Source organism: Paucibacter sp. PLA-PC-4 (assembly GCF_026241155.1).
Classification (GTDB): domain Bacteria; phylum Pseudomonadota; class Gammaproteobacteria; order Burkholderiales; family Burkholderiaceae_C; genus Roseateles_E.
Genome location: NZ_JAPFGP010000006.1, coordinates 214,856 through 237,528 on the forward strand (window position 1 = coordinate 214,856; position 22,673 = coordinate 237,528).

Consider the following 22,673-nt stretch of genomic DNA (forward strand, 5'->3'; position numbering starts at 1 on the left):
CTTCGTTGGCTTGCATCGCCTAAACTGCGCGCTGACCGATATGCCGATGGCCATGGGAGCGAGTGGGTGCGAACACTGCTGCGAAGTCTGTTGTTGCTGTGTTTGCCGCTGAGCGTGGCGGCGCAGCCGATGGTGGCGACGCTCGCGATGGACGAGGCCTATCCACCGTACAGCCATATCGAGCATGAGCAGCCGGCCGGTCTTTACGTGCAGCTGCTGCAGCGTGCTGCACAGGGCGTGCCCGGCTGGACCTTGAGGCTCGCGCCCATGCCCTGGGGTCGTGCCTTGCGCGAAGCCGAGCAGGGTGCGGTGGACGGCGTATTGCCGCCCTACCGTGGCCTCGGGCGCGACTGGATCGCGTTGTACGCCGGCCCGCTGCACCGCGAGGAGGTGGTGCTGCACTGCGCCGGCGCGACCGGGATCGGCCCGACCAGCCACTGGCCCGATGACTTCAGCGGCCTGCGGATCGGCACGATGCGCGGCTATCTGCTGAGCCAGGCGCTCAGCGATGCGGTGGAACACAAGAAGCTCAGCAAGCTCGAGTTCCGCAACGGCCGCGACGCGCTGGCCGCGCTGGCCGGTGGCCAGATCGACTGCTACGCGAACGACCGGCTCAGCATCGAGATTGCACATCAGCAGGCCTTGGCCGACCCGATCTGGGCCAAGCGGGTGCCGGTGCGGCTGGAGCCGGCCTATCTGCTGTCGAGCCAGCTGGCTTATGTGGGCTTCTCTCAGCAGGCGCTGAACAAGCGGCCCGAGCTGGCCGACTTCGTACGCGCGTTGGATGCGCAGCTGGTCCAGCTGCGCACCAGCGGCGAGATGCAGCGCTTCGTGGGCCTGTACAAGCCGCGCTGATCGGACTTCGGCTCACGCCCTGGATCAGGCCTGCATTCGCCGCAGGCGCAGCTCGAACACCACGCCGTCCGCGACATTGCAGGCCCGGATCTGCCCGTCCATCTTGGCCAGGTAGGTCTTGGCGACGAACAGGCCCTGGCCGCGCCGCTGTCCAGGCGACTCCGGTTCCAGATCGGATACGCCGTATTCGAAGATCTTTTCCAGCATGTCTTGTGCGATCTGCGGGCCCTGGTTGTGGATGTGCAGCACGGCACTGTCATCGGCTTCGGCGCTCAGTGTCAGCGTGATCGGCGTTCCGGGCGGACGATAGCGGTCGGCATTGCCGAGCACATGGGTGACCGCGTCCTCCAGCGAGTACTCGTCGGCACGCACCTGGAACGGCGCACCCAGCGGGGTGTAGCGCACGTTCTCGATAGCGGCGAAGCCGGCATTGGCCGCCACATGGCTCAGGAACTCATCGAGGTCCAGGCTGACAAGCTCGAGCGTGGCCGACGCCAGGGCCTCGCCAGGCGAGGCCGTGCCGTAGAGCACCCGCACGGCTTGTTGCATGCGCTGCACATAGCGATGGCTGGCGTCGTCAGTCGATCCGTGCAACACCATCAGCGATTGCAGTGGCGACATGATCTCGTGGCCTACCGCGTGCCACATCTCCCGTTCGCGCTCGGCGCGCAGCTGTTCGCGTCGCAGCCCGTCCTTGACCCGCTGCAGCAGCTCGGCCAGCGAGCCTGCCAAAATTCCCAGCTCGTCGGGGCCGCGCAGGTCCGAGACATCAAGATCGCCTATGCGCTGGTCGATCTGCGGATCTTGCATGTTGTAGCTGACCGCGGCGGCCCGCTTCGTCAGCACCGCGATGCGACGTATCAGCCCCAGTTCGATGATCAGCCAGGCGGCCGCGATGGCGGCCAGCATGGCGCCGACCAGCCAACTCAGCCGCGCCGCGCGGGCGGCGAGACCCCGGTCCAGGCTCGTCAGATCGCCACTCAGGCGCACTTCGTAGCGGCCGGCAGGTGTCAATATCTGGTCCCTCGCCTGCAGGTTCATGTCTTGTGTCGGCACCGGCAGTTGCCGCACCAGCCGGCTCAGCCACGCCGACGCACTGGCCTGAGGCTCGGGGCCCGAGCGGGTGGCGATGGTTTGGGGCGTCGCTGCGAGCTTGACGATGCTCAGTGTCTCGCCCGGCTGCAAGGCCGCGCCGATGCGGGCCAATGACAGCGGCGGCGTGGCGCCGGGCGTGGCGCTGTCGAACAGTGCCGGGCCGTCGCCGGGCGCCAGCAGCTGTAAGCGCACCTCGATGCGGTCCAGATCGGCCGGTGGCCAGGCCGGCTGCGGCCTTTGGAACAGGGCTTGGCGAAAGGCCTCGACCGGCAGGCGAATCGAGTAGAAGGCGCGGCGCGGGCAGTCCGGGGCCGTGCTGGTGGGGTCCACACAAGGCCCCTCGCGCCATAACCAGGCACGGAAATCGCGCTGCGGCCGCGCCTGGCGCTGCAGCTGCGGTCCGGTTTCGGTAAAGCCCGTCAGTCGGCCGCGCTGGGCCTCGCCGCTGCCGGCGGCCATGGCCTCGAAGGGGGCGATCCAGATGTCGTCCCGGCCGCGCAGTCGCAGGCTCACGCGAGCGCGGTGCACGGCCGACAGATCCAGGCCGCCGCGCTGGCGACCCACCAGCGGGCCGCTGTCCAGGCTGCCGACAAGGTAGATGAAGCCCCCGGCATAGGCGTTGCTGCCCACCGCGACGCACAGGCTGGCGCCGTCCGGGTACTGGAGCGCGCAGCCCGACATCTCGACCGCGCGCTGGGCCTTGTACTGCTCGTCGAAGTCGATGGCCGAGAAGGGCAGCAGCAGCGGCGCCAGGGCCTGGCCCGGCGCTTGATCGCGGCCGGGGTTCAGCAGCGCCAGCTGACCGGCCGGGTGGCGTAGTTGGGTGACGATCTCGGCCAGCGATTGCCGGAAGCCCTGCTCATAGCGCTGGTAGCTGCGCTGCTTCTCCTCGATCAGCAGGCTCAGCGCCAGCGCCAGCGTGGCCAGCAGCAGCAGCAGGAAGACACCGTGGAACACGATGCGGCGGCGAAACGCCGCCACGCCCAGGCGCGGCACGGCCAGGGTGCCAAGCTCGAACTTCACGACGGGGCCGTCCAGCGGAACCCACGCATTGGCACATTCTCGATCGCATCGAATGCGGAATCGACATCGCGAAAGGCGTCGCGGATGGTCGAGACATGCTTGCGCACGTTGTCGCGGTTGCGGCCGCTCTTGACCACCTCGAACAGCTCCTCATAGGACACGACCTGACCCCGGCGCTGGTGCAAGGTGGCAAGGATGCGCTGGGCCGTCAGCGGCAGATTGATCCGCTGGCCGCGCCAGATCGCCGAGCGCTGCCACAGCGGGTCCAGAAGCAGCTCGTCGTTGGTCTCGTCTGCGGCCGCCGCAGCGGGCTGGCGAGCCTTGGCGGCGCGCAAGATGTCCAGAAAGGTCTCGATGAACTCGGCCTCCCCGAAGCTCGTCTTTTGCAGATAGTCCCAGGCGTCCAGCGCCTTCATGATGCCCCGGTAGATGGCGGCCGGCATTGCCGATACGACCAGCACCGGCGTGCCCTGGTGCAGCTTGTTGATCGCATTGATCAAGGCCACGCCGGCATGGCGCTCACGGCCCAACTCGATGTCCAGCACCACCATCGCGTAGGACTCGCGGGCCAGTGCGGCCTCGGCGGCGTCACGGTCGAACCACTGGTCGATCTGCAGCTCTGGGCGGGCGGCGCGTATCCAACCTGCCAGCTGGTTGCTGGTGGGCCTGTCGTCTTCGATGACGGCGATGCGGGTGCTCATGGCGGGGAATTATGGGCGGGGCGGGCTTCAGAGCCCGTGAGGATTTCTTCCGGGCCGTGAGTACATGCGCCCGTCCGCTCCATGGTTGCTTCCGGCGCTTGCGGGAATGATGGCTTCACCCAATCCGGGGGTGAACGAGAACCACCATGCTGAATCGCCTCAAGACCTTGCCCGCCGCCATCGGCCGTGGTCTGCGCCCTTTCGTGCCGCAATCGGCCGCGCTGCGCCGTGCGTTGCCTCCACTGCTGATGGCGGGCGTGCTGGGCCTGGCCGTTTATGGCCTTGCCAGTCATCCGCCCCTGCACACGGTGGGGCGCGGTGAGGTGGCCGTGCGGGTGAACCAGTTCAGCGGCGCGGCCAGCGAGTTTCGCGACGGCAGCCTGCTGCTGCTGCCGGGGCTGCATCAGCTGCGCAGCTTCCCGCTGCGCGATCAGAGCTACCGCCCGGCCCATCTGGCCAGCGCCAGCGGTGCGGCGCCGCTGCAGTCGGTCGAGGGCCTGTCGCTGGGCATGGAGCTGACCCTTCGCTGGGGCCTGGACACGACGCGTCTGCCCCAACTGGCCCGCAGCCTGCCCGACGATATCGAGCAGGAGATCGTCGGGCCGGCCCTACAAGGCATCGTCTACAAGCTGATTGCCCGCCACACGGTGCGCGAGATCTTCTCAAGCAAGCGCGCGGAGATCCAGCAGACCTTGGAGGCCGAGCTGCGCACCAAGCTGGCTGCCGACGGCCTGCTCCTGCGCAGCATCCAGATCGGCAAGATCGACCTGCCGGCCGACTACCGGCGCGGCATGGACGGCCTGCTGGCCGAGAGCCTGGCGACCGAGAGGATGCGTTACACCTTGGAGATCAAGGACAAGCAGGTGCGTCAGACCGAGCTGGAGGCCGCCGCCGACAAGGCGCGCCGCGAGATTGCCGCCGAAGCGGCGGCGCGCGAACAGCTCATCGCGGCCAAGGCCCAGGAGGAGGCGATGAAGCATGTGCTGCCCTTCAAGCAGCGCCAGATCGAGCAGCGCCAGCTGGAGGCCGAGGCCAACAGCGTGACCCGCCTCAAGCTGGCCCAGAGCAATGCCCAGGCCCGCCGCATCGAGGCTGAAGGCGAGGCCCAGGCGCGCCAGCAGCTGGCCGATGCCGAGGCCTACCGCCTGGCCCAGCTGGGCAAGGTCAACGCCCAGCAAATGGCCACCGAGGGCGAGCTGATCTCCCGCCATCCGCTGCTGGTGCAAAAAGCCATGGCCGACAAGCTCTCCGACAAGATCCAGGTCATCATCGCGCCGCCGCCGGCCGCCGGTGGCTTCATCGGCAATGCGCTGCTGGGCGGTCGCTCGCAGGCCAGCGTCGTCGACAACAGCAGCGACGAGGAGTGAGCGATGAACCGCAAGCTCCTCAGCCGTTTTCATGTGCCGCTGCTGATGGCCCTGGCCACGGCTGCCGCCCTCTATAGCAGCTGCGCCGGCGCGGCGAGCGGAGTGGCCCTGGTGCTGCAGGACCAGGTGGCGCTGCGTGGCGCGGCCCGCGAATCGGCGCCGGCCCAGGCCCAGTTGTGGCGCGGTGAGGCGCTGGAGATCCGCGGCGAGCGGCTCGATTACTACCAGGTCTATGACTACCGGCGCGAGCGCGGCGGCTACGTGCGCAAGACCCAGCTGATGCGCACCGGCACCCGCCCTACCGACGCGGCCGACCTGCTGGCCGCGCTGAGCCTGGTGCGCCATCAGCCCGGCGCCGAGGCCTTGGGCCTGGGGCTGGCGGCCGCCTATGTGCAGGCAGCGCCGGCACAGACCCTGGCCGGCGCTGCCGGGGCCCAAGCGCTGGAGGCGATGGGCAGCCTGGCCGAGCGGCTGGCCGATCGGGTCTCGACGCCGGTGGTCGAGGGTCAGGTCCTGAGCAAAAATGCCGAGGCAGTACGGGCCGCCCAGCTCGACGTGGCGGCCCGCTACGGCCTGCACTTCACCAGCCACGAGGGGGTCGGCGGTACACGGCTGTGCTACGAGGGGGAGATGTTCCGCCGCGTGATGGCCATCGCGGCCGCCGCACCCGAGCAGCGGGTTCGCGCCGCGCTGGCCCTGACCCGACCCGACTGCCAGCCGGCCGAGCTTCACCCCCGCGAGCGTGAGCAGCAGGACGGTTGGCGCGCCGAGGTGCTGGAGCTGGTGGACGGCGACAGCCTGCCCACCCACTGGAAAAACCGCCTGCTGATGCGCCGCGCCGGGGTCTGGAGCAGCCTGGCGTTCGCGCGCTCGCGCCGCGGCGACGCAGCGGCCGCGAAGGCGGCCTCGGAGCGCGCGCTGGCCGAGTTTGCTGCGATCAAGCCCGCCGAGCTGGCCGAGGACGACGGCGCAGCCTACAACGACGCGGCGATGCGCACGAATGCCCAGCGCTGGGCCGTTCAGCCGGTCAGTGCGACGATGGCCGGCTTGGTGGTGTCGGTCGGAGCCGAGGGCGAGACCTGTGTGGCCTATGGCAACGCGCGCCGCTGCACCTGGGGCCAGGTCTGGCCGGCCTCGGCCCGCATCAACCGCGAGGGCACGGCCATTGCGTTGGCGGTGCAGCCGCTCGATGGCTGGACCGAGCTGTGGCTGCTGCGGCTTGACAACAAGGCCTGGCGCATCGATGTCCTGCCGCCGGCGGCGGCTGCGCCGGGCCTGGGCTATGCGGAGTTTGCCGGCTGGGTGCCCGGCGGCCGGCAGCTGCTGGTGGCGCGTGAAGCCCGTGCCGAAGGGCGCTACAAGCGCAGCTACGAGCTGCTCAATCTGGACGGCCTGGCCGCCGAGCGGCAGGCCGGCGACGCCCGGCTGCTCGGGGCGTTCCAGCGCTGGCAGGATCGGGACTGGCGGCGGCTGTCGCTGAGCATGCGCTGACCCGCTTCTTTCTGCACAATGGCGCGGTTCACCAAGACCAGGGAGACGCTGTGTCCTACATGTTGTTGATCGTCGAACCCACCGGCCAGCGCGAGGAGCGCGGTCTGCAGGCCGGCCAGGAGGCTTATGCGCAGATGCAGCGCTTCGGTGCCGATTTGCAGGCCAAGGGCCTGCTGGCCGGTGCGAATTCGCTGGCGGCTTCCGGCGTGCGCCTGCAGATGCGCGAGGGCCGGCGGGTGCTGACCGACGGACCCTTTGCCGAGGCCAAGGAAATGGTGGGTGGCTATTTCCTGCTGAACTGCCAGGGCCGCGACGAGGCCCTGGCCATCGCCGCCGAGTGCCCGGCCGCCCAGTGGGCGACGGTGGAGGTGCGCGAGGTCGCACCCTGCTATGTGAACTGAAACGGGGCGCCGGCCGCCTTGCGCGGTCCAGGCCGCCGCCGATGCGAAGACGCGGTTGGACGAGTTCGTCGGTGGCGAGGCCGAGCCTTGGATCTAGAGTTGCCTGCCGCCGTGCGCAAGCCCTGGCTGCTCTTTGGCTCCGAGCGACGGCGGGCCGTGGTGGAACCAGCGCGATCCGCGCGCCTACCGGATGAAGCGGCGCCGCCTTGACCGGGCTCTCAGGCGTAGGCGACCCAGCCTCGAAATGCCAAGCCCATATAGAAGGTGTCGATATCCGAGAAGCCCGCCTTTCGCATCAGCGCCTCATCCTGGTCCGGGGCAAGAATGGGCAACTGCTGGCCGATAGCCACCGCGCTAGCCTTGGCCTGTTCAGGATCGACGCCAGATGAGGCGGCAAACGCAGCGCATCGCGACAGCCCCAACGCACGCTCGGCAGGCTCCTGGGAAATGCTGTAGTGCGCCGCGACCAGAACGCCACCCGGCTTCAATCGCGCATGAATATCGCGCAGTATTTTGTAGCGCTCAGCCTCGGTGGTGAAGTGCAAGGTCAAGAGACAAGACGCCGCATCGAACGGCCCCTGAGGTGCAGCGTCGATGTAGCCCTGGTGCAGCTGAACGCGCGACGCTAGCGGCCCTAGACGGATCTTCGCGAGATGCAACATTTCAGCCGAGGGGTCAACGCCGTCAAACTGCCAGCCCGGGCATGACTGTGCGAAGAGTGTGAGCTCCATGCCACCCCCGGCGCCAACGACCAAGACGCGCCCATGTGGGGGTGTGCGTTCTGCCATCAGCAAAGCCGCCATGCGATGCATGTCATTCAAGCCGGGCACACGGCGGGTGGCGTTGTCGGCATAGCCGACGAGGGCCTGCGGATCTGAAAAAGAAGACATCTGTCCCTCGTTGTGGAATGTGCGGTGTGCGCGCAAGCCTTGCTTCGCGACCGGGGGCGGCCTACTCTGTGGCCCGCTAGGTCCCGAACACCAAGGCCTGATGCACCGATGCCCCGGCCATCACGCCGTCGGCCGAGGCGAAGGTGGCGTTGTGCGGCACGCGTGCGGCATCGCCGGCCGCGTAGACGCCGACCACCGTGGTCTGCTTGAAGGCGTCGGTGCGTATCACCGGGCCGAAGGGGCCGGCATCGAACTCGCAGCCCAGTTGCGCGGCCAGCGGGCTGGCCATCTCGGTGCGGCTGGCCAGGTAGAGGGCAGCGATCTCGATCAGCCGGCCGTCGCACAGGCGTGCGCCGCCATCCTCCATGCCGGCCAGCGGCACCGGCTCCAGAGCCACGCCGCGCGCCAGCAGCTGAGCCCGCAGCGCGCCCTCCAGCTCAGCCTCGCAGCCGTTCAGGAACAAGGTGGTTGGGCCCCACTCGGGAATCAGCTGGGCCTGGTGCCCCGACATCGGCCCGAGCCACAGCACGCCCAGCGGCCGGCCATCGAACTCATAGCCATGACAGTAGGGGCAGTGCAGCACGGTCCTGCCCCAACGCTCTTGCAGGCCCGGGATGCCCTCGGGCAGGCGGTCGACGATGCCGCAGGCCAGCACCAGCTTGCGCGCGCGCAGCGCCTCGCCCGTGTGCAGCACCACCGAGAAGCCGCCGCCGCCAGCCTCGGCCGCCGCGCCGACGGCCAGCCCTTGGATGAAGTGCACGTTTGGGTAGGCAAGCAGCTTTTCGCGCGCGTTCGCGATCATCGCCAGCGGCGCCTCGCCGTCGTGGCCGAAGAAGCCGTGCGAGGCGCTGGCAAAGCGGTTGCGCGGCGCGCCGGCGTCGACGACACAGACCCGGCGGCGCCCGCGTGCAATCTGCATCGCGGCGGACAGGCCGGCAAAGCTGCCGCCAATGACAAGCGCATCAAAAGTCATGGTCTTGGTGGTGTTGAAGTGCCGCGCCCCGGTGGGATTGCAGACGTTGATGGAAGTCGGCGGACAGCTGGGCCAGGCTGACATCGCTCAGCCGCGCCAGCAGCAAGGCCTCGGCCTCGGCGAAGGCGCTGCCCAAGGTCGCGTTGACGGCCTTCTCGACCAGGCAGTCGGGGTGCTCGGAGCGGTGGCCGATGGCCAGCAGGGTGGGTGCGCCCAGCGCTTCGTGCACATCGCGCAAGCTGATGTCAGCCAGCCGGCAAGCCAGTGACCAGCCGCCGCCATGGCCTTTCTCTGACGCGACGAAGCCGGCCTCACGCAGGCCGCCGAGCAGCCGGCGCAGCACCACCGGGTTGGTGCCCATGGCCTTGGCAAGCATCTCCGAGGTGGCAGGACCGTCCATTTCGGCCAGGTGCAATAGCACATGCAGAACGGCGGAGAGGCGGCTGTCTTTTGTCATGCAACATCATATGTTTCATGATCTAAGGGCGTCAAACCGGTTCGGTGAAATCCCTTTGCTTCGATGGCCTTGTCGATTTCGCTCGATCTGCTTCGTCGTGGATGCAGGGGCCGACAAAACGCTCCGTCGCATCAAGGAGAACACCATGCGTTACATGATCATTGTCCGGGCGACGGCCCAGAGCGAGGCCGGCGTGATGCCGCCGCCCGAGGACGGGCTGATGGCCGAGATGGCGGCTTTCCACGAGGAGTTGGCCCAGGCCGGCGTGCTGCTCGATGCGAACGGGCTCAGGCCCAGCAGTGAAGGCTGGCGCATCCGCCACCAGCGCGGCCAGCGACTGCTGATCGACGGGCCCTTTGCCGAGACCAAGGAGCTGATCGCCGGCTACACGCTGATCCAGGTGCGATCTCGCGAGGAGGCGATGGAATGGGCGCGGCGCTTTCCAGCGCCCTTTCGCGACCAGCTCTGCGAGATCGAGCTGCGCCGGCTCTACGAGCTGGAGGACTTCGAGGACCAGGCCTGCGTGCAGAGCTTGCGCGAGCTGCCGCCTTACAAGAACTGAATCACATCGCTAACATCAAACTTCAGGGAAACAAGGAATGATCAAGACCATCGCCCTCGTCGCCGCCGCCCTGGCTGTGCTGCTGATATATGCCGCTACTCGTCCCGACAGCTTCCGTGTCGAGCGCAGCACCCGCATCCATGCGCCGCCCGAGAAGATCTATGCGCTGATCCATGATCTCAAGGGCTTCAACCGCTGGAACCCCTACGAGAAGAAGGACCCGGCGATCAAGGGCCGGTACAGCACCGTCACCGCCGGGCCAGGCGCTCGTTACGGCTGGGAGAGTGACAAGGTGGGCGTCGGCAGCATGGAGATCACCGAAGTGGCCGCGCCCAGTCGGGTTGCGATGAAGCTGGACTTCGTCAAGCCCTTCGAGGCCAATAACCAGGTGGAGTTCACGCTCAGGCCCGAGGCCGGCGCCACCCAGGTGAGTTGGGCCATGCAAGGACCCTCGCCCTTTATCTCCAAGCTGATCGGCATTTTCATCAGCATGGACCGGATGATCGGCCAGGACTTCGAGGACGGGCTGGCGAATCTGAAAAGCCTGGCCGAGCAACACTGAATCACCCACTCACCCACCAAACTACCTGGGGAGAACCCATCATGCACAAGCAAATCTTCGTCAACCTGCCGATCAAGGATATGGCGCGATCGCAGGCCTTCTTCCGCGCCATGGGCTATGGGTTCAACAGCCAGTTCACCAACGACCAGGCCGCAGCCCTGGTGCTGGGCGAGAACCTGTTTGCCATGCTGCTGGTCGAGGACTTCTTCAAGGGCTTCACCAGCAAACGGATTGTCGATGCGACGCAGAGCACCGAGGTGCTGACCTGCCTGTCCTGCGACAGCCGGGCCCAGGTCGATGCGCTGGTCGCCAAGGCGGTGGCCGCCGGCGCCACCGTGCCGCGCCAGCCGCAGGACCATGGCTTTATGTACTCCCATGGCTTCGAGGACCTGGACGGCCATATCTGGGAGCTGGTGTTCATGGATGCCAGCGCCGCTGCCAATCCCGCCCAAGATGCCTGAACGCAGCGAGATCCATCGTGCCATCGATGCGGTCTGGCGCATCGAGGCGGCCAAGATCATCGCGGTCGTGGCCCGCATCGTTCGCGATGTGGGCCTGGCCGAGGAGCTGGCCCAGGACGCGCTGGTGGCCGCGCTGGAGCATTGGCCAGTTGACGGCCTGCCCGACAAGCCCGGCGCCTGGCTGACCACGACGGCCAAGCGCCGTGCGCTGGACCGCTTGCGCGAGCACGCGCTGCACGAGCGCAAACACGAGGAGATCGGACAGGACCTCGAGGCGCTGCAGCAGCATGTCGAACCTGATTTCGTCGACGCGCTAGACGCCGCCCGCCAGGACGATATCGGCGACGACCTCTTGCGCCTGATCTTCACCGCCTGCCATCCGCTGCTCTCCACCGAGGCGCGGGTGGCGTTGACCCTGCGTCTGCTGGGCGGCCTGTCCACCGACGAGATTGCGCGCGCCTTCTTGACCGCTGAGACCACGGTTGCCCAGCGCATCGTGCGTGCCAAGCGCAGCCTGACGGCGGCGCGCGTGCCCTTCGAGGTGCCGCCGGCCGGCCCGGCCCGCGCCGAGCGCCTGGCCTCCGTGCTGGAGGTGATCTACCTGATCTTCAATGAGGGCTACTCGGCCACTGCCGGCGACGACTGGATGCGCCCGGCGCTGTGCGAGGAGGCGCTGCGCCTGGGCCGGGTGCTGGCCGGGCTGGCGAGCGACGAGCCCGAGGTCCATGGCTTGGTGGCGCTGATGGAGATCCAGGCCTCGCGCACCCATGCCCGCACCGACGCCCAGGGCCGGCCAGTGCTGCTGATGGCCCAGGACCGCAGCCGCTGGGACCGCTTGCTGATACGCCGCGGCCTCGCCGCGCTGCAGCGCGCCGCCGGCCCTGACGCGGCGCTGGGCCCTTACGGCCTGCAGGCCGCGATCGCCGCCTGCCATGCCCGCGCGGCCCGCCCCGAGGACACCGACTGGGCCCAGATCGTCGCGCTCTATGACGCGCTGTACCAGCTGATGCCCTCTCCGGTGGTGGCGCTGAACCGCGCGGTCGCGGTCGGCATGGGGCAGGGTCCCGGCCTCGGCCCTGCCGCCGCGCTGGAGCTGGTCAATACGCTCGCTGCCGACCCGCAGCTGCAGGGCTACCACTGGCTGCCCAGCGTGCGCGGCGATCTGCTCGCCAAGCTGGGACGCGGCGCCGAGGCCCGCGCCGAGTTTGAACGCGCGGCGGGCCTGACGAGGAATGGGCGGGAGCGGGAGCTGTTGCTGGGAAGGGCGGGGGAGGCGGGCTAGGGTGTCGGCAAAACTATCGTGAGAGAGTTCTTCAACTACTCGGTCAACTATTGAGCAACATATTCTCAAGCGGTTCAAATGAATGCCTCGACTCGACTGTCAAGCGCCCGCGTCCCTCGGGACTTTGAACGTGCCCTGAGGCACGGGCCCAGGTCTGCCGCGCAGCTGCTTGAGACCGAGGGAATTGGCCAGTCGACGCACTCATGAACTATTCAGCAGCTGGCGTAAACCGTCACGAGCTTCAGGATCTCGGGAGATCCGCATGCCCAGGTATGTGCTGCAGCGCCCGCTGCCCATGGGGCTCAAGCCGCGGCAGCGCAGTTACCGCCTCCTCGACAGTGGCCATGTCGAGCCCTTCGCGGACGTCGACTTCCCCAGCGGCGGCGCCAAGCCGCAGAGGCGGGGCACACTCACTCGCTTGTACGAGCACTTGCCGCCCTCTATGTCCTAGTTGGCGCCACCGGGCTTTCCGAGACGCCAGCTCGCACATCAGGCGAGCCGGCCCCATCCCAACAGCCTCTGGGACCGGGGCGACGATCAGGCTGAACCGCCTGCATCCGACCGAGATTGGAGATCGCGAGGGGGTTTGCGCGTCCATCAGCGAGTCCACCGATCGCTCGTTGACCAGCTCATATGACGCGGAGTCGCATCTGCGAGCTGACGGCACCCCCCTGAAAAGGGCAGCTGCTGGTGGTGGCTCCTCGTGTCTATCGTTGGCGTGAGACGAGCTGGCCTATCCGCAATGTGAATGTGATAGCCGGCATTGAGTGTGAAACCTGGATGGGGCCCGGCTGGCGATGCTGTTCAAAGCCAGTCCCCATCCCAACTAGAGCGAGCATTGCCCATGGCCAAATACCTGATCTCCTTTCCCAGCGCTGCGATGGTCGTGCCCGACGGTGAGTGGGAGGCCGTCGGCCGGGACGCGCATGCGGTGATTGACGAGGCGAAGGCTGCCGGCGTCTATGTCTTCGGCGGTGGCATCGATGAGGACGTGCCGCCCGTACTGGTCTGCGCCGACGGCACAGTGGCCGAGGGCGGCTATCCCTGGGCGCCCGCGCTCAACGGTGGATTCACTGTGCTCGAGCTGCCTTCGCGCGAGGCAGCCATTGCCTGGGCCGCGCGTATCGCCAAGGCCTGCCGCTGCGAGCAGGAGCTGCGCGTGTTTCAGTTCGACCCGCAGTCCTGAGCGCAGCGCGCCCGGCCCCCGCCTTGTGTATAAAGTGCCTCAGCAGTTTGCTGACCGAGCACGAGGGCCGAGTGATGAGCTACGAAGTTGTCTGGGAGCCACGGGGCGCGCTCAAGCGCTTTGAGGGCGTGGTGTCCAGCGCCGACCTGATTCGCTCCGTGGTCGAGACGGAAGCCGATGCCCGGTTCGACAGCCTGCGCTTCGTGATCAATGATTTTCGCGATGTGTCCCGAATCGACTTCGATGCTGAGGACGTCAGCGAGGTCGCAACGATAGACCTGGGCGCATCCAGGACGAACCCCTCGATCAGGATTGCCGTGGTCGCTACCAACGCCGAGGTGATCGCCCTGGCCGAGCACTATGCGAACTCCCCGCTCAACGTCTACCCGACACAGATCTTCGCCACGATGGAGGCGGCACGGGCTTGGGTGGCGGAGCCTGGCGAGTTCCGCAGCACGCATTGGTGAGGCGGCCCGCGCCCGAGAGCCGTCAGGCCGAAATTGCCGCAACCCATAAACTGCCCCTGATGCCGTCCCCCCCCACCGCCTCCCTGAGCCAGTTGATCCTGTTGCGTGCCGTGCAGCGCCTGGAGGCGCAGCAGGGGCCGCTGGACGACTCGCAGGCAATGCGCGAGGCCCACGCGCAGCAGCGCACGATGCCGCAGCGCCTGCTGGCCCGGTCCGACTGGCTGGCGCGGGAGCAGGCGCTGGATGTGGCGCTGGCGCAGTGGCGCGGCCGGTTGCCCTGGCTGGCGCTAGTGGCGGCCTTGCTGATCGGTCTGCTGAGCTTCAGCCTGCTGCAGGCCGTGGTCGGCGGCAACCGGCAGATTAACGCGGTGGCCGCCCTGCTGGCGGTGCTGGGGCCGCATCTGCTGAGCCTGGCGCTGTGGCTACTGTTGCTGGTCGCCGGGGGCGAGGGTGGTGGCGTGGCTCGCTGGGCAGCCTGGGCCGGCTCCCGGCTGCCGGGTGGTACGCCCGCGCAGGCCCTGGTGCTGGAAGCCGGTCTCGATGTGCTTGGCCGCAAGAAGGGGCTGAGTGCCTGGGCGCTTGGGGCTGTCAATCACGCGATCTGGTCGCTTGCCCTGCTGCTGACGCTGGGCGGCCTGATATTCGCGTTTTCCTTTCTGGCCTACCGCCTGACGTGGGAAACGACGATCCTGGATGCCGGCTTCTTTGCCGGCTTTGCCCGCATCAGCGGCTGGCTGCCAGGGCTGCTGGGCTTTGCCTCGCCGCAGCTGGATGTCGGCGCCGACGACAACCGGGGCTGGGCCCTGTGGCTGCTGGGCTGCACCCTGGTCTATGGCCTGGTCCTGCGGGTGATCGCGCTGCTGGTGAGCATCTGGCGCACGCGCCGCCTGCTCGCCGGGCTGCGTCTGGACAGCGAAGACCCGCAGCTGCGCCAGCTGATGCAGCGCTTTGCCGCACTGGACGCGAGCGCCCTGCTCGACGCCGAGCACCACCGCGCGCCGCCGCCGCCCGCGCCGCCCGAGGGCGGGCGCGTGATGCAGGGCGCGGCTCTGCTCGGCTATGAGCTGCCGCCGTCCCTGCCCTGGCCGCCGGTGGGGCTGCCGGCGCCGCCGCTGGCCCAGCGAATCGCCGGTGCCGCCGATGAAAAGCGTCGCCTGCTGGCCCAGCTGCAAGACCTGGCCCCGCAGCGCCTGCTGCTGGTCTGCCATGGCCCTTCCAGCCCCGACCGCGGTACCGAGCGCTTTGTGCGCGAGGCCTTGCAGCGGGTCGGTGCCGGGGCCCTGCTGCTCAGCGGCGAGACGGGCGCCGCGCGCTGGCGCAGCTGGGTGGCGGACTGCGCCCTACCCTTGCAAGCGGTGTTCGACGCACCGGCGCCGGCGCGCGCCTGGCTGGAGGGGGTGGAACATGGCCGCTGAGTTCCCGGCGCTGAACATCGCGGTGGTCGGCCACACGAATGCCGGCAAGACCTCGCTGCTGCGTACCCTGACTCGGCGCGCCGATTTCGGCGCCGTGTCCGACCGGCCGGGCACGACCCGCCAAGTCGAGGCCATCACGCTGGACCTGGACGACGGTGAGCCGGCGCTGTGCTTTGTCGATACCCCGGGCTTGGAGGATGCGGCCGCGCTGCTGGATCATCTGCAAGGCCTGGACGCCGCGCTGCCGCGTGCGCAACGCCTGCAGGCCTTTTTGCAGGGCGAAGCAGCCAAGGGCGAGTTCGAGCAGGAGGCCAAGGTCTTGCGCGCGCTACTGCAGGTTGATGCCGGCCTGCTGGTGATCGATGCCCGTGAAGACCCGGCCCTGCCCAAGTTCGCCGCCGAGCTTGAGATTCTGATGCTCGGCGGTCGGCCGCTGATGCCGGTGCTGAACTTCGTCCGCGAGCCTGCCGCGCAGGAGGTTGGCTGGCGCTCGCTGCTGGCGGCCCATGGCCTGCATGCGCTGCTGCGCTTCGATGTGGTTGCGCCCTTTGTCGGCGCCGAGGCCCACCTCTATGGCGATCTCGGCGCCCTGCTGCCCGAGCGGCGCGCCCAGCTGGCGGGCGTGGTGGCGTTTTTGCAGCGTGAGCGTGTCGAGCGCCGCAGCGCCAGCCTGCGCCTGATTGCAGCATCGCTGCTGGGCCTGGCGGCCTACCGCGAGGCCGCGCCCGCGCAGCAGCTGGACGATCAGCACGCGCGCGCCGCCTTTGTGCGCGCCTTCCGCCAGACGGTCAATGCGAGGCTGCAAATCAGCCGGCTGCAGCTGCTGGCGCTGCACGGCTTCGGAGCAGCCACCGCCGAGGCGGCCGAGTTGCCTCAGTTGGCCGGTCGCTGGGAGGCCGATCTGTTCAACCCCGAGCTGCTGAAGCAGGCCGGCCGGCAGTTTGGTACCGGCGCGGCGGTGGGGGGCGCCATCGGCGTGGTGGCCGATGTAGCACTGGCCGGGCTCTCACTGGGCGCCGCCGCCACGCTGGGTGCGACCCTTGGCGGCCTGGCCAGCCAGGGCCTGGGTCAGGTCGGCCGGCGCCTGCGTAACAAGTTGAGTGGCCTGCTGGAGCTGAGCCTGGAGGACGCCGCCCTGCTGCAGATTGCCTCGCAACACCTGACCCTGCTGCAGGGCCTGGAGCGGCGCGGACATGCGGCGCTGGAAGTGATGCGCGAGCAGGCTGGCATGAGCATCGATTCCGAAGCCGTGTCGGCGCTGCTGCGTGCGCTGCGGCCGGCGCGCGGCCACCCGGAATGGGCCGGTGTCGGCGCGCCACCTGGTGGGGCCGACGAGGTGCGGGTGCTGGCCGCACTGGTCTCGGCGCTGGCGGCGCAGCCGGATGGAGCTCAGTCGCCGAGCTCAATCAGCGCCGCCAGCGCGACGCCGTCCAGGCCGGTCGGCAGCGCATAGTCCGCGACCACCCAGGCGCGCTGCGTGCCGTCGGCCGCCTCGGCCAGCAGCTCGCTGAGCACGCGGCCGGAACGCGCGTCCAGCGCGGCATAGGGTGTGTCCAGCAAGGTCAGCGCGGCGCCGCTGGCCGCGGCCGCCACCAGGCCCAGCTTGCGCCGGCTGCCGGTGGACAGCATGTACATCGGTTTGTCCAGATGCCGACTCAGGTCCAGCGCCTCGATCAGCGCGGCCTCCAGCGCTGCCAGCCAAGTCGCTGCGAAGCGTCCTGCGCGCCGCTCGGCCAGCCAGGCGCGGGCCAGCACCGGGTCGTGCATCGGATCAGCCGGCTGCTCAAAACTGCAGCAAGCCGCCGCCTCGGCGCTGCGCAGCAGGCGCCCTGCGCCGGGCGCCAGCTCGCCGGCGATCAGGCGCAGCAGGCTGGTCTTGCCGCGCCCGTCGCCGCCGCATATCAGGCTCAGGCCGGGCGTGAGCGCGAAGCTCAGCTCGCTGAACAGCGGAGTGCTCCGGCCGCAAGGGGTGTAGGCCAGATGATGGGCTTGAACAAGAACCTTCGGGCTGGGCATGGGTGCGGACAAAGCGCCCAGTTTATGTTCGCGCCGGTGGCCGGGCCCGCCCTTACCATCCGGGACCAAGCAAGGAGCCCTTCATATGATCACCTGCCATCTCCGCTATGTTCTCGACCCGGCCAAGCTCAAGGAGTTCGAGCATTACGGCAAGCTATGGATTCCGCTGGTGCGCAGGTTCGGCGGCATCCACCACGGCTATCTGCTGCCCTCGGAAGGGGCCAGCAATATCGGGCTGGCCTCGTTTTCCTTCCCGTCGCTGGCGGCCTACGAGCAGTACCGGATCCAGTCGTTCGACGACCCCGAGTGCCAGGCTGCGTTCCAGTACGCCGAGCTAACGCGCTGCTTTCTCAGCTATGAGCGCACGTTCTTCCGCCCGGTGTTCGAGTGATTCGTCGTCCGAAGCGATATTCGCTGTAGCCGTGGTTCGAATGCCCAATCTCACGCTCACCCCCCTCGCCCTCGGCGATCTTGACGATCTGCACGATTTCGAGCAGCGCAACCGTGCCTTCTTCGAGACCTGGATCAATGCCCGGCCCGAGGACTACTACTCGCTCGACGGTGTGGCCCGGGCCATCGATGCGGCGTGTCGCGATGCCGAGCAGGACCGGGGCTACCAGTTCTTGCTGCGTGAGGACGGCGTGCTGGCCGCCCGGGTCAATCTGAGCCAGGTGCGGCGCGCACATTTTCACAGCGCCTGGCTGGGCTACCGGGTCGGCGAGCACCATCAGGGCCGGGGCCTGGCCAAGGCCGCTGTGCGCCTGGCCATGCAGCAGGCCTTTGCCGAGCTGGCGCTGTGGCGACTGGAGGCGACATCGCGCATCGAGAATCCGGCGTCGATCCAGGTCCTGACGGCCAATGGCTTTGTGCAGTTCGGTCATGCCCGGCGCTGCTTCCAGCTCGGCCAAGCCTGGTTCGACCTGCTGCATTTCGAGGCGCATGCCGAACCCCGTTGAGCCCGCCCATGTGCTTTACCCTCAAGCCCGTCCTGTACATCCAGATCTCGCCCGAGCGCATCACGCTGAAGAACCTGAAGACCGGCGAGGTGATCACCGAGGTGCCTGAGATGGCGATCACCTCAGCACCGAAGCCGACGATTCTGGCGGTCGGGCCGCAGGCACGCCTGGCCTGCGCCGCGCAGGCGGCGCAGCTGCTCAATCCGTTTGCCCACCCCCGCAGCCTGGTGTCCGATTTCACGCTCGCCGAGCAGTTGCTCCGGTACTACGTGCACCGCATCCGCCGCAAGGCCTGGTTGAGTATCGCGCCGCGCATCGTGCTCCATCCGCTGGGCCAGCCCGCCGGTGGATTTACTCAGATCGAACGCCGGGCGTTCCGGGAACTGGCCTTGGGCGCTGGCGCCGCCGATGTCATTGTGTGGATGGGCCGCGTACTCACCGATGAAGAAATTCTGACCCGACGCCTTCCTGGCGGCGAGGGTGAATGGGCGTAATCAGTCCCCGCGCTGGCTCAACTGTTCCACCAGCAAAGCCAGCTGCCGGCGTGCCCCTTCACCGACGCTGATTTGCGGGTTCGAGTAGCCGTCAGTCTTGCCGCCTTCTCGCTCGCGCGAATCGATGATGGGCCGTGCTGCCGCATGGGCGGCCTCAAAGGAGAGCGTGTGCTGGCGCAGTTGCTCGGCATACATGGCACGGCCGAAAAAGGTCAGCTCCGAGCCCTTGCCGCAGCCGTAGGACGTGTGCTGCGCATCGGCCGCGCTCATCACCAGGCTGCCCGGCCCGGCCAGCGGCGCGATCCAGCTGCCCGAGTAGCAGGCCGAGACCGAAAGCACGCGCCAACGGATGCCGGCCTCGTCCAGCCAGGCCTTGAGCAGCTGCGGCGTCACTTCGTCGAGCGCCAGCGGATCGAGCGAGGCCGCCAGCTTGCCGTCCTGCGCGCCATGTGAGGTCAGGTGGATGAACAGGATGTCTTCGTCGCGATTCATCAGCGCGGCCACCTGCCGGATCGCGCGCTGCAGGTTCAGCGCCGTGGCCCAGGGGTGCTCGTGCGCCGTGCCGGCGTGGTTGACCAGCTGCAGGCTGCGGCCCTGGGCGCCGAAGCGGCTTTGCATCAGCCCATCGACCAGCGCACTCTCGTTGCGGAACACGTCCTCCGGCGCATAGGGGGCGAAGGTGAGCGAGTACAGCTCTACCTTGCCGCTGCGGCCAGGCTGCAGCGTTTGCAGCCGGCGGTTCAGCAGGGCAGGTTGCAGCTCTAGCAGTTCCTGGGTCAGGCGCAGCCTTGCGGGGCGCTCATCCTCGGCGACGTCGGAATACCAGTGCGCCGAGGGCTGAACCCACAGCGGCAGGGCCGCCGCAGCGGCGACGAGCAGGCCTGCCGGCCAGCGCCGCCACGCCGTTGTGTCGCTGCGCCACAGCAGCAGCCACTGCGCACCGACCAGCCACAGCGTCGAGGCGCCCCACAACCCCCACCAGCCCCAGGGGCCGAGCTGCTGGTGCCAGCCCAGGCGCACGGCCGGCACCAGCACCAGGCTCGTGATGAGGGTGATGGGCAGGGCCAGGGCGATCAGCAGACTGAACAGCGCAGCGCTGCCGTTACGCGGCATTAGCCACCAGCAGGCCCAGGCCAGCACCAGGGTGCCGATCCAGCCGTCCCACAGCGCGGGCCAGTAGAGGCTGGCCGGGCTGGCGATGTACAGCCGCTCCGCCAGCAGCTGGACCGCGACCAGACTCAGCAGTAGCAGGGCTGTGCGGGCCGGTGTCGCCCGCAGTCCTCGCCAGTCTGGGCGCCGGAACAACGCGCTGCGTAGCCCCTGCCGCCACCACAGGCTCAGCGAGCCGGGCGCTGCCGCCTCTGTTTGCCGCTCATCTCCCTCGCTCATTACGGGCTCCTTGTGGCGCGAACTGTAGCGGGATCGACGGAGACGGGCCCGGTCACAGGCTTTTCATCTGTGCGGCCTAGCATCGCGCGCTTCTTCGCTCACAAGACATCGCCACCATGCGCACAATTCCGCTCCTGCTTGCCCTGCTCAGCGCGTTTTCGGCCCAGGCCCAGCAAGCCTACCCCGCCACCCTGGCCGGCCACAGTGTGCTGCCGGCGCTGAGCTTCGTCAGCGCACCCAAGAACGCGCCCGCCAGCCTGCGGACCTCGGGCAAGTACACCGCCGCCGACGGCCGCCGCGAGGACAGGCTTGAGGTGATTGCTGGCAGCTCCTATCTGTCAGCCAAGGGCGTGCCCAAGCCCACCGGCATCAGTCTGCCCTTCCGCGGCCAGCCGGTGCAGGGCTTCTCGGGTATCAAGGCGATGGCGGATGGCAGTTACTGGGTGCTGTCCGATAATGGCTATGGCAGCAAGGCCAACTCGGCCGACGCGATGCTGATGTTTCACCAGCTCAAGCTCGACTGGAAAAGCGGTGCCGTGCAGCGCCAGCAGACCGTGTTCCTGCATGACCCCGACAAAAAGCTGCCGTTCCTGATCGTCAACGAGGCAACGCCGCAGCGCTACTTGACCGGTACGGACCTCGACATCGAGTCGATGCAGTTCATCGGCGAGCACGTCTGGTTTGGCGACGAGCTGGGCCCCTATCTGCTGAAGACGGACCGCAAGGGCCGGGTGCTGGCGGTGTATGAGACCCTGGTGGACGGCAAGCCGGTGCGTTCGCCCGACCATTTCGCCGTCACGACGCCGGCCACGCCCGGCGCCTTCACGACCCCGGTGCGGCGCTCGCGCGGCTACGAGGGCATGGCCGCGTCCAAGGACGGCCAGTTCCTCTACCCGCTGCTGGAGGGCCCGCTGTGGAACGAGTCCTCCAAGCAGTGGGAGCACAAGGACGGCCGCGAGTATCTGCGCGTGCTGGAGTTCAATGTCGCCAAGGGCGAGTGGACCGGCCGCTCATGGAAGTACGCGCTGGAGGCCAATGGCAACAATATCGGCGACTTCAATATGATCGACGCCGACACCGGCTTGATCATCGAGCGCGACAACGGCGAAGGCCTGGCCGACACCGCCTGTGAGGCCGCGCCCCGGCCCGACTGCCAGAATGTGCCGGCCCGCTTCAAGCGCGTCTACAAGATCAGCCTGAAGGACGCCGATGCCGATGGCTTCGTGCGAAAAATCGGCTATGTCGATCTGCTGGACATCCAGGACCCCAAGGGCCTGGCCCGGGTCGGCGGCAAGGACGGCCGCTTCAGCTTCCCCTTTGTGACGATCGAGGATGTCGATGTGGTTGATGCCGAGCACATTGTTGTCGCCAACGACAACAACCTGCCCTACTCCTCGGGCCGCCGGCTCGGGCGCAACGATGACAACGAGTTCATCCTGCTGCATGTGCCGGGGCTGCTGTCGGCGCGCTGAGCGCCTGGCCCGGCCTTACTTGTAGAAGGCTTCAACCGTGCCCGTGAGTTTGATCAGCAGCGGTTGGCCCTTGCGGTCGACCTTGCGGCCCACGGGCACCTTGATCCAGCCTTCGCTGATGCAGTACTCGGAGACGTCGAAGCGTTCCTTGCCGTTCAGGCGGATGCCGACGTCGCGCTCGAACACGGCGGCGTCGTGGAAGGGGCTGCGCGGGTCGATGGAGAGGCGGTCGGGCATGGCCGCCGCTGCGGAGGGCTGGTTTTGTTCTTCGCTCATGGTGTTTTGATTGCTTGAGGGGTTCAGAAAAGCGCTATTTTCGCTGTTCGCCGCAGCCTCGCGTCGCAGCGCCGATGTGTGGCAACGCACAGACCCCGACTCTCTTCGGGTGCACAGTGGTCCTCTGACACAGTCCTAGGGGTATCCCATGTCCAATGCCATCGCCGCCCACAAGCATCGCGCCCGTCTGCACATCCTGCGTGACAAGGTCAAGCGCGCGCTGCGCGACCAGCTTCGCGGCATTCCCGGCGCCGACGCGCGCGTGGTCGCGCACCAGGCGGCGCGTGCCGCCTACCGGGCCGCGCATCCGGCTTGATGTAGAACAAGCCCAGGGCCTGGCCCGCCACACACAATGGCCGCATCCCAGCCTGAAGTGGAGATGCGCATCATGGCCAAGTCGACGAGGTTGCTGACCCTGACCCTGGCTCTGCTGGTGGCCGGCTGCGCCGTCGAGCTGCAGAACACCGAGATGGTGGCGCGCGAGCGGGCCCAACTAGCCGGGCCTTCGGGCTCGGTCTACACCGGCTGGCGCATCTTCCAGGACAAATGCGCCGCCTGCCACGGCAACGCCGCCACCGGCGGCAAGGGCGCACCCGATCTCCTGCAGCGTGTGCGCGAGATCGGGCCGAACCGCTTCGTTAGCCTGGTGCTGACGCGCTATGACTGGAACCTCCCGGCGCTGCCGGCCGCGGATGCCGGCGCGGCCCGCGAGGCCGCGCTGGAGGCCATCTTGCAGCGCCAGCAGGGCGCGCTGACGATGCCGGCCTGGCAGGGTGAGCCCAGCGTCAACGTACATATCGCCGACCTCTATGCTTATCTGTCGGCGCGCGCCGCCGGCACGCAGGGGCCGGGGCGGCCGGCGCCCTAATGGCGCTGCGATGA

At 68.2% G+C, this 22,673-nt stretch carries 26 protein-coding genes; 18 read left to right on the forward strand and 8 right to left on the reverse strand.

Going from position 1 to position 22,673, the window contains the following annotated elements; translation table 11 throughout:
- Positions 1-66: 66 nt before the first annotated feature.
- Positions 67-855 carry a substrate-binding periplasmic protein gene (locus OOZ63_RS11650; RefSeq protein WP_266005644.1) on the forward strand — a complete coding sequence of 263 codons (789 nt, stop codon included), beginning with the start codon at positions 67-69 and terminating at the stop codon, positions 853-855.
- Positions 856-879: 24 nt separating this feature from the next.
- Here the strand turns inward: OOZ63_RS11650 and OOZ63_RS11655 are convergent, their stop codons facing one another.
- Both OOZ63_RS11655 and OOZ63_RS11660 read right to left on the reverse strand, forming a co-directional pair.
- The gene (locus OOZ63_RS11655; RefSeq protein ID WP_266005645.1) at positions 880-2,973 is read right to left on the reverse strand and encodes a sensor histidine kinase; all 2,094 of its coding nucleotides are present in this window, start codon (positions 2,971-2,973) and stop codon (positions 880-882) included.
- Positions 2,970-3,674, reverse strand: coding sequence for a response regulator (locus OOZ63_RS11660; protein ID WP_266005646.1), 705 nt, complete (start codon positions 3,672-3,674; stop codon positions 2,970-2,972). Before OOZ63_RS11660 ends, OOZ63_RS11655 begins: the two co-directional genes overlap by 4 nt.
- Positions 3,675-3,820: 146 nt before the next feature.
- Here OOZ63_RS11660 and OOZ63_RS11665 point away from each other — a divergent pair, with 146 nt between their 5' ends.
- From OOZ63_RS11665 to OOZ63_RS11675, 3 genes are read left to right on the forward strand one after another with little or no spacing between them, the layout of a single operon-like run.
- Complete coding sequence (locus OOZ63_RS11665; RefSeq protein ID WP_266005647.1) at positions 3,821-5,041, forward strand: SPFH domain-containing protein; 1,221 nt, start codon at positions 3,821-3,823, stop codon at positions 5,039-5,041.
- Between the two features lie 3 nt (positions 5,042-5,044).
- Complete coding sequence (locus OOZ63_RS11670) at positions 5,045-6,532, forward strand: hypothetical protein (RefSeq protein WP_416234724.1); 1,488 nt, start codon at positions 5,045-5,047, stop codon at positions 6,530-6,532.
- Between the two features lie 50 nt (positions 6,533-6,582).
- Entirely contained in the window at positions 6,583-6,933 is a 351-nt protein-coding gene (locus OOZ63_RS11675) for a YciI family protein (RefSeq protein WP_266005648.1), read from the forward strand.
- 218 nt (positions 6,934-7,151) lie between these two features.
- Here the strand turns inward: OOZ63_RS11675 and OOZ63_RS11680 are convergent, their stop codons facing one another.
- The 3 genes from OOZ63_RS11680 to OOZ63_RS11690 are packed head-to-tail and all read right to left on the reverse strand — an operon-like array spanning position 7,152 to position 9,253.
- A complete protein-coding gene (locus OOZ63_RS11680) occupies positions 7,152-7,859 on the reverse strand; it encodes a class I SAM-dependent methyltransferase (RefSeq protein ID WP_323055742.1) in 708 nt (235 codons plus the stop codon).
- A 40-nt stretch (positions 7,860-7,899) separates the two neighbouring features.
- Positions 7,900-8,796, reverse strand: a complete 897-nt coding sequence (locus tag OOZ63_RS11685) for an NAD(P)/FAD-dependent oxidoreductase (RefSeq protein WP_266005649.1) — start codon at positions 8,794-8,796, stop codon at positions 7,900-7,902.
- A complete protein-coding gene (locus OOZ63_RS11690) occupies positions 8,786-9,253 on the reverse strand; it encodes an Rrf2 family transcriptional regulator (protein ID WP_266005650.1) in 468 nt (155 codons plus the stop codon). The genes OOZ63_RS11685 and OOZ63_RS11690 overlap by 11 nt, the downstream gene beginning before the upstream one ends.
- 145 nt (positions 9,254-9,398) lie before the next feature.
- Here OOZ63_RS11690 and OOZ63_RS11695 point away from each other — a divergent pair, with 145 nt between their 5' ends.
- From OOZ63_RS11695 to OOZ63_RS11730, 8 genes are all read left to right on the forward strand, one after another.
- On the forward strand, positions 9,399-9,815 hold the full coding sequence (locus OOZ63_RS11695) for a YciI family protein (RefSeq protein WP_266005651.1): 417 nt from the start codon (positions 9,399-9,401) through the stop codon (positions 9,813-9,815).
- A gap of 37 nt (positions 9,816-9,852) precedes the next feature.
- Positions 9,853-10,377, forward strand: coding sequence for an SRPBCC family protein (locus OOZ63_RS11700; protein WP_266005652.1), 525 nt, complete (start codon positions 9,853-9,855; stop codon positions 10,375-10,377).
- 41 nt (positions 10,378-10,418) lie between these two features.
- The gene (locus tag OOZ63_RS11705) at positions 10,419-10,838 is read left to right on the forward strand and encodes a VOC family protein (protein ID WP_266005653.1); all 420 of its coding nucleotides are present in this window, start codon (positions 10,419-10,421) and stop codon (positions 10,836-10,838) included.
- Entirely contained in the window at positions 10,831-12,120 is a 1,290-nt protein-coding gene (locus OOZ63_RS11710; protein WP_266005654.1) for an RNA polymerase sigma factor, read from the forward strand. The genes OOZ63_RS11705 and OOZ63_RS11710 overlap by 8 nt, the downstream gene beginning before the upstream one ends.
- An 844-nt stretch (positions 12,121-12,964) precedes the next feature.
- Positions 12,965-13,306 (forward strand): transcription initiation protein, encoded by a 342-nt coding sequence (locus OOZ63_RS11715; protein ID WP_266005655.1) that lies wholly within the window; start codon positions 12,965-12,967, stop codon positions 13,304-13,306.
- Between the two features lie 74 nt (positions 13,307-13,380).
- Positions 13,381-13,773: a hypothetical protein gene (locus OOZ63_RS11720; protein ID WP_266005656.1), complete on the forward strand. Its 393-nt coding sequence runs from the start codon at positions 13,381-13,383 to the stop codon at positions 13,771-13,773.
- 59 nt (positions 13,774-13,832) lie between these two features.
- Positions 13,833-15,188 (forward strand): DUF2868 domain-containing protein, encoded by a 1,356-nt coding sequence (locus tag OOZ63_RS11725; RefSeq protein ID WP_266005657.1) that lies wholly within the window; start codon positions 13,833-13,835, stop codon positions 15,186-15,188.
- The gene (locus tag OOZ63_RS11730) at positions 15,178-16,641 is read left to right on the forward strand and encodes a GTPase/DUF3482 domain-containing protein (protein WP_266005658.1); all 1,464 of its coding nucleotides are present in this window, start codon (positions 15,178-15,180) and stop codon (positions 16,639-16,641) included. The genes OOZ63_RS11725 and OOZ63_RS11730 overlap by 11 nt, the downstream gene beginning before the upstream one ends.
- Here the strand turns inward: OOZ63_RS11730 and OOZ63_RS11735 are convergent.
- Positions 16,578-17,204 carry an ATP-binding cassette domain-containing protein gene (locus tag OOZ63_RS11735; protein ID WP_266005659.1) on the reverse strand — a complete coding sequence of 209 codons (627 nt, stop codon included), beginning with the start codon at positions 17,202-17,204 and terminating at the stop codon, positions 16,578-16,580. The two genes, OOZ63_RS11730 and OOZ63_RS11735, sit on opposite strands and share 64 nt — an antisense overlap.
- An 85-nt stretch (positions 17,205-17,289) precedes the next feature.
- Here OOZ63_RS11735 and OOZ63_RS11740 point away from each other — a divergent pair, with 85 nt between their 5' ends.
- The 3 genes from OOZ63_RS11740 to OOZ63_RS11750 are packed head-to-tail and all read left to right on the forward strand — an operon-like array spanning position 17,290 to position 18,654.
- On the forward strand, positions 17,290-17,595 hold the full coding sequence (locus OOZ63_RS11740; protein ID WP_266005660.1) for an NIPSNAP family protein: 306 nt from the start codon (positions 17,290-17,292) through the stop codon (positions 17,593-17,595).
- A gap of 40 nt (positions 17,596-17,635) precedes the next feature.
- Complete coding sequence (locus tag OOZ63_RS11745) at positions 17,636-18,160, forward strand: GNAT family N-acetyltransferase (protein ID WP_266005661.1); 525 nt, start codon at positions 17,636-17,638, stop codon at positions 18,158-18,160.
- An 8-nt stretch (positions 18,161-18,168) separates the two neighbouring features.
- Positions 18,169-18,654: a rod shape-determining protein gene (locus OOZ63_RS11750; RefSeq protein ID WP_266005662.1), complete on the forward strand. Its 486-nt coding sequence runs from the start codon at positions 18,169-18,171 to the stop codon at positions 18,652-18,654.
- Here the strand turns inward: OOZ63_RS11750 and OOZ63_RS11755 are convergent, their stop codons facing one another.
- Positions 18,655-20,043 carry a C13 family peptidase gene (locus OOZ63_RS11755; RefSeq protein ID WP_266005663.1) on the reverse strand — a complete coding sequence of 463 codons (1,389 nt, stop codon included), beginning with the start codon at positions 20,041-20,043 and terminating at the stop codon, positions 18,655-18,657.
- A gap of 116 nt (positions 20,044-20,159) precedes the next feature.
- On the opposite strand from OOZ63_RS11755, the gene OOZ63_RS11760 reads away from it, so the two are divergent.
- Complete coding sequence (locus tag OOZ63_RS11760) at positions 20,160-21,515, forward strand: esterase-like activity of phytase family protein (protein WP_266005664.1); 1,356 nt, start codon at positions 20,160-20,162, stop codon at positions 21,513-21,515.
- 15 nt (positions 21,516-21,530) lie between these two features.
- On the opposite strand, the gene OOZ63_RS11765 is transcribed toward OOZ63_RS11760, so the two are convergent.
- Positions 21,531-21,791 (reverse strand): DUF3297 family protein, encoded by a 261-nt coding sequence (locus OOZ63_RS11765; protein WP_266005665.1) that lies wholly within the window; start codon positions 21,789-21,791, stop codon positions 21,531-21,533.
- Between the two features lie 148 nt (positions 21,792-21,939).
- On the opposite strand from OOZ63_RS11765, the gene OOZ63_RS11770 reads away from it, so the two are divergent.
- Both OOZ63_RS11770 and OOZ63_RS11775 read left to right on the forward strand, forming a co-directional pair.
- Positions 21,940-22,107 (forward strand): hypothetical protein, encoded by a 168-nt coding sequence (locus tag OOZ63_RS11770; RefSeq protein WP_266005666.1) that lies wholly within the window; start codon positions 21,940-21,942, stop codon positions 22,105-22,107.
- A gap of 36 nt (positions 22,108-22,143) precedes the next feature.
- Entirely contained in the window at positions 22,144-22,659 is a 516-nt protein-coding gene (locus tag OOZ63_RS11775) for a c-type cytochrome (protein WP_266005667.1), read from the forward strand.
- Positions 22,660-22,673 lie beyond the last annotated feature (14 nt).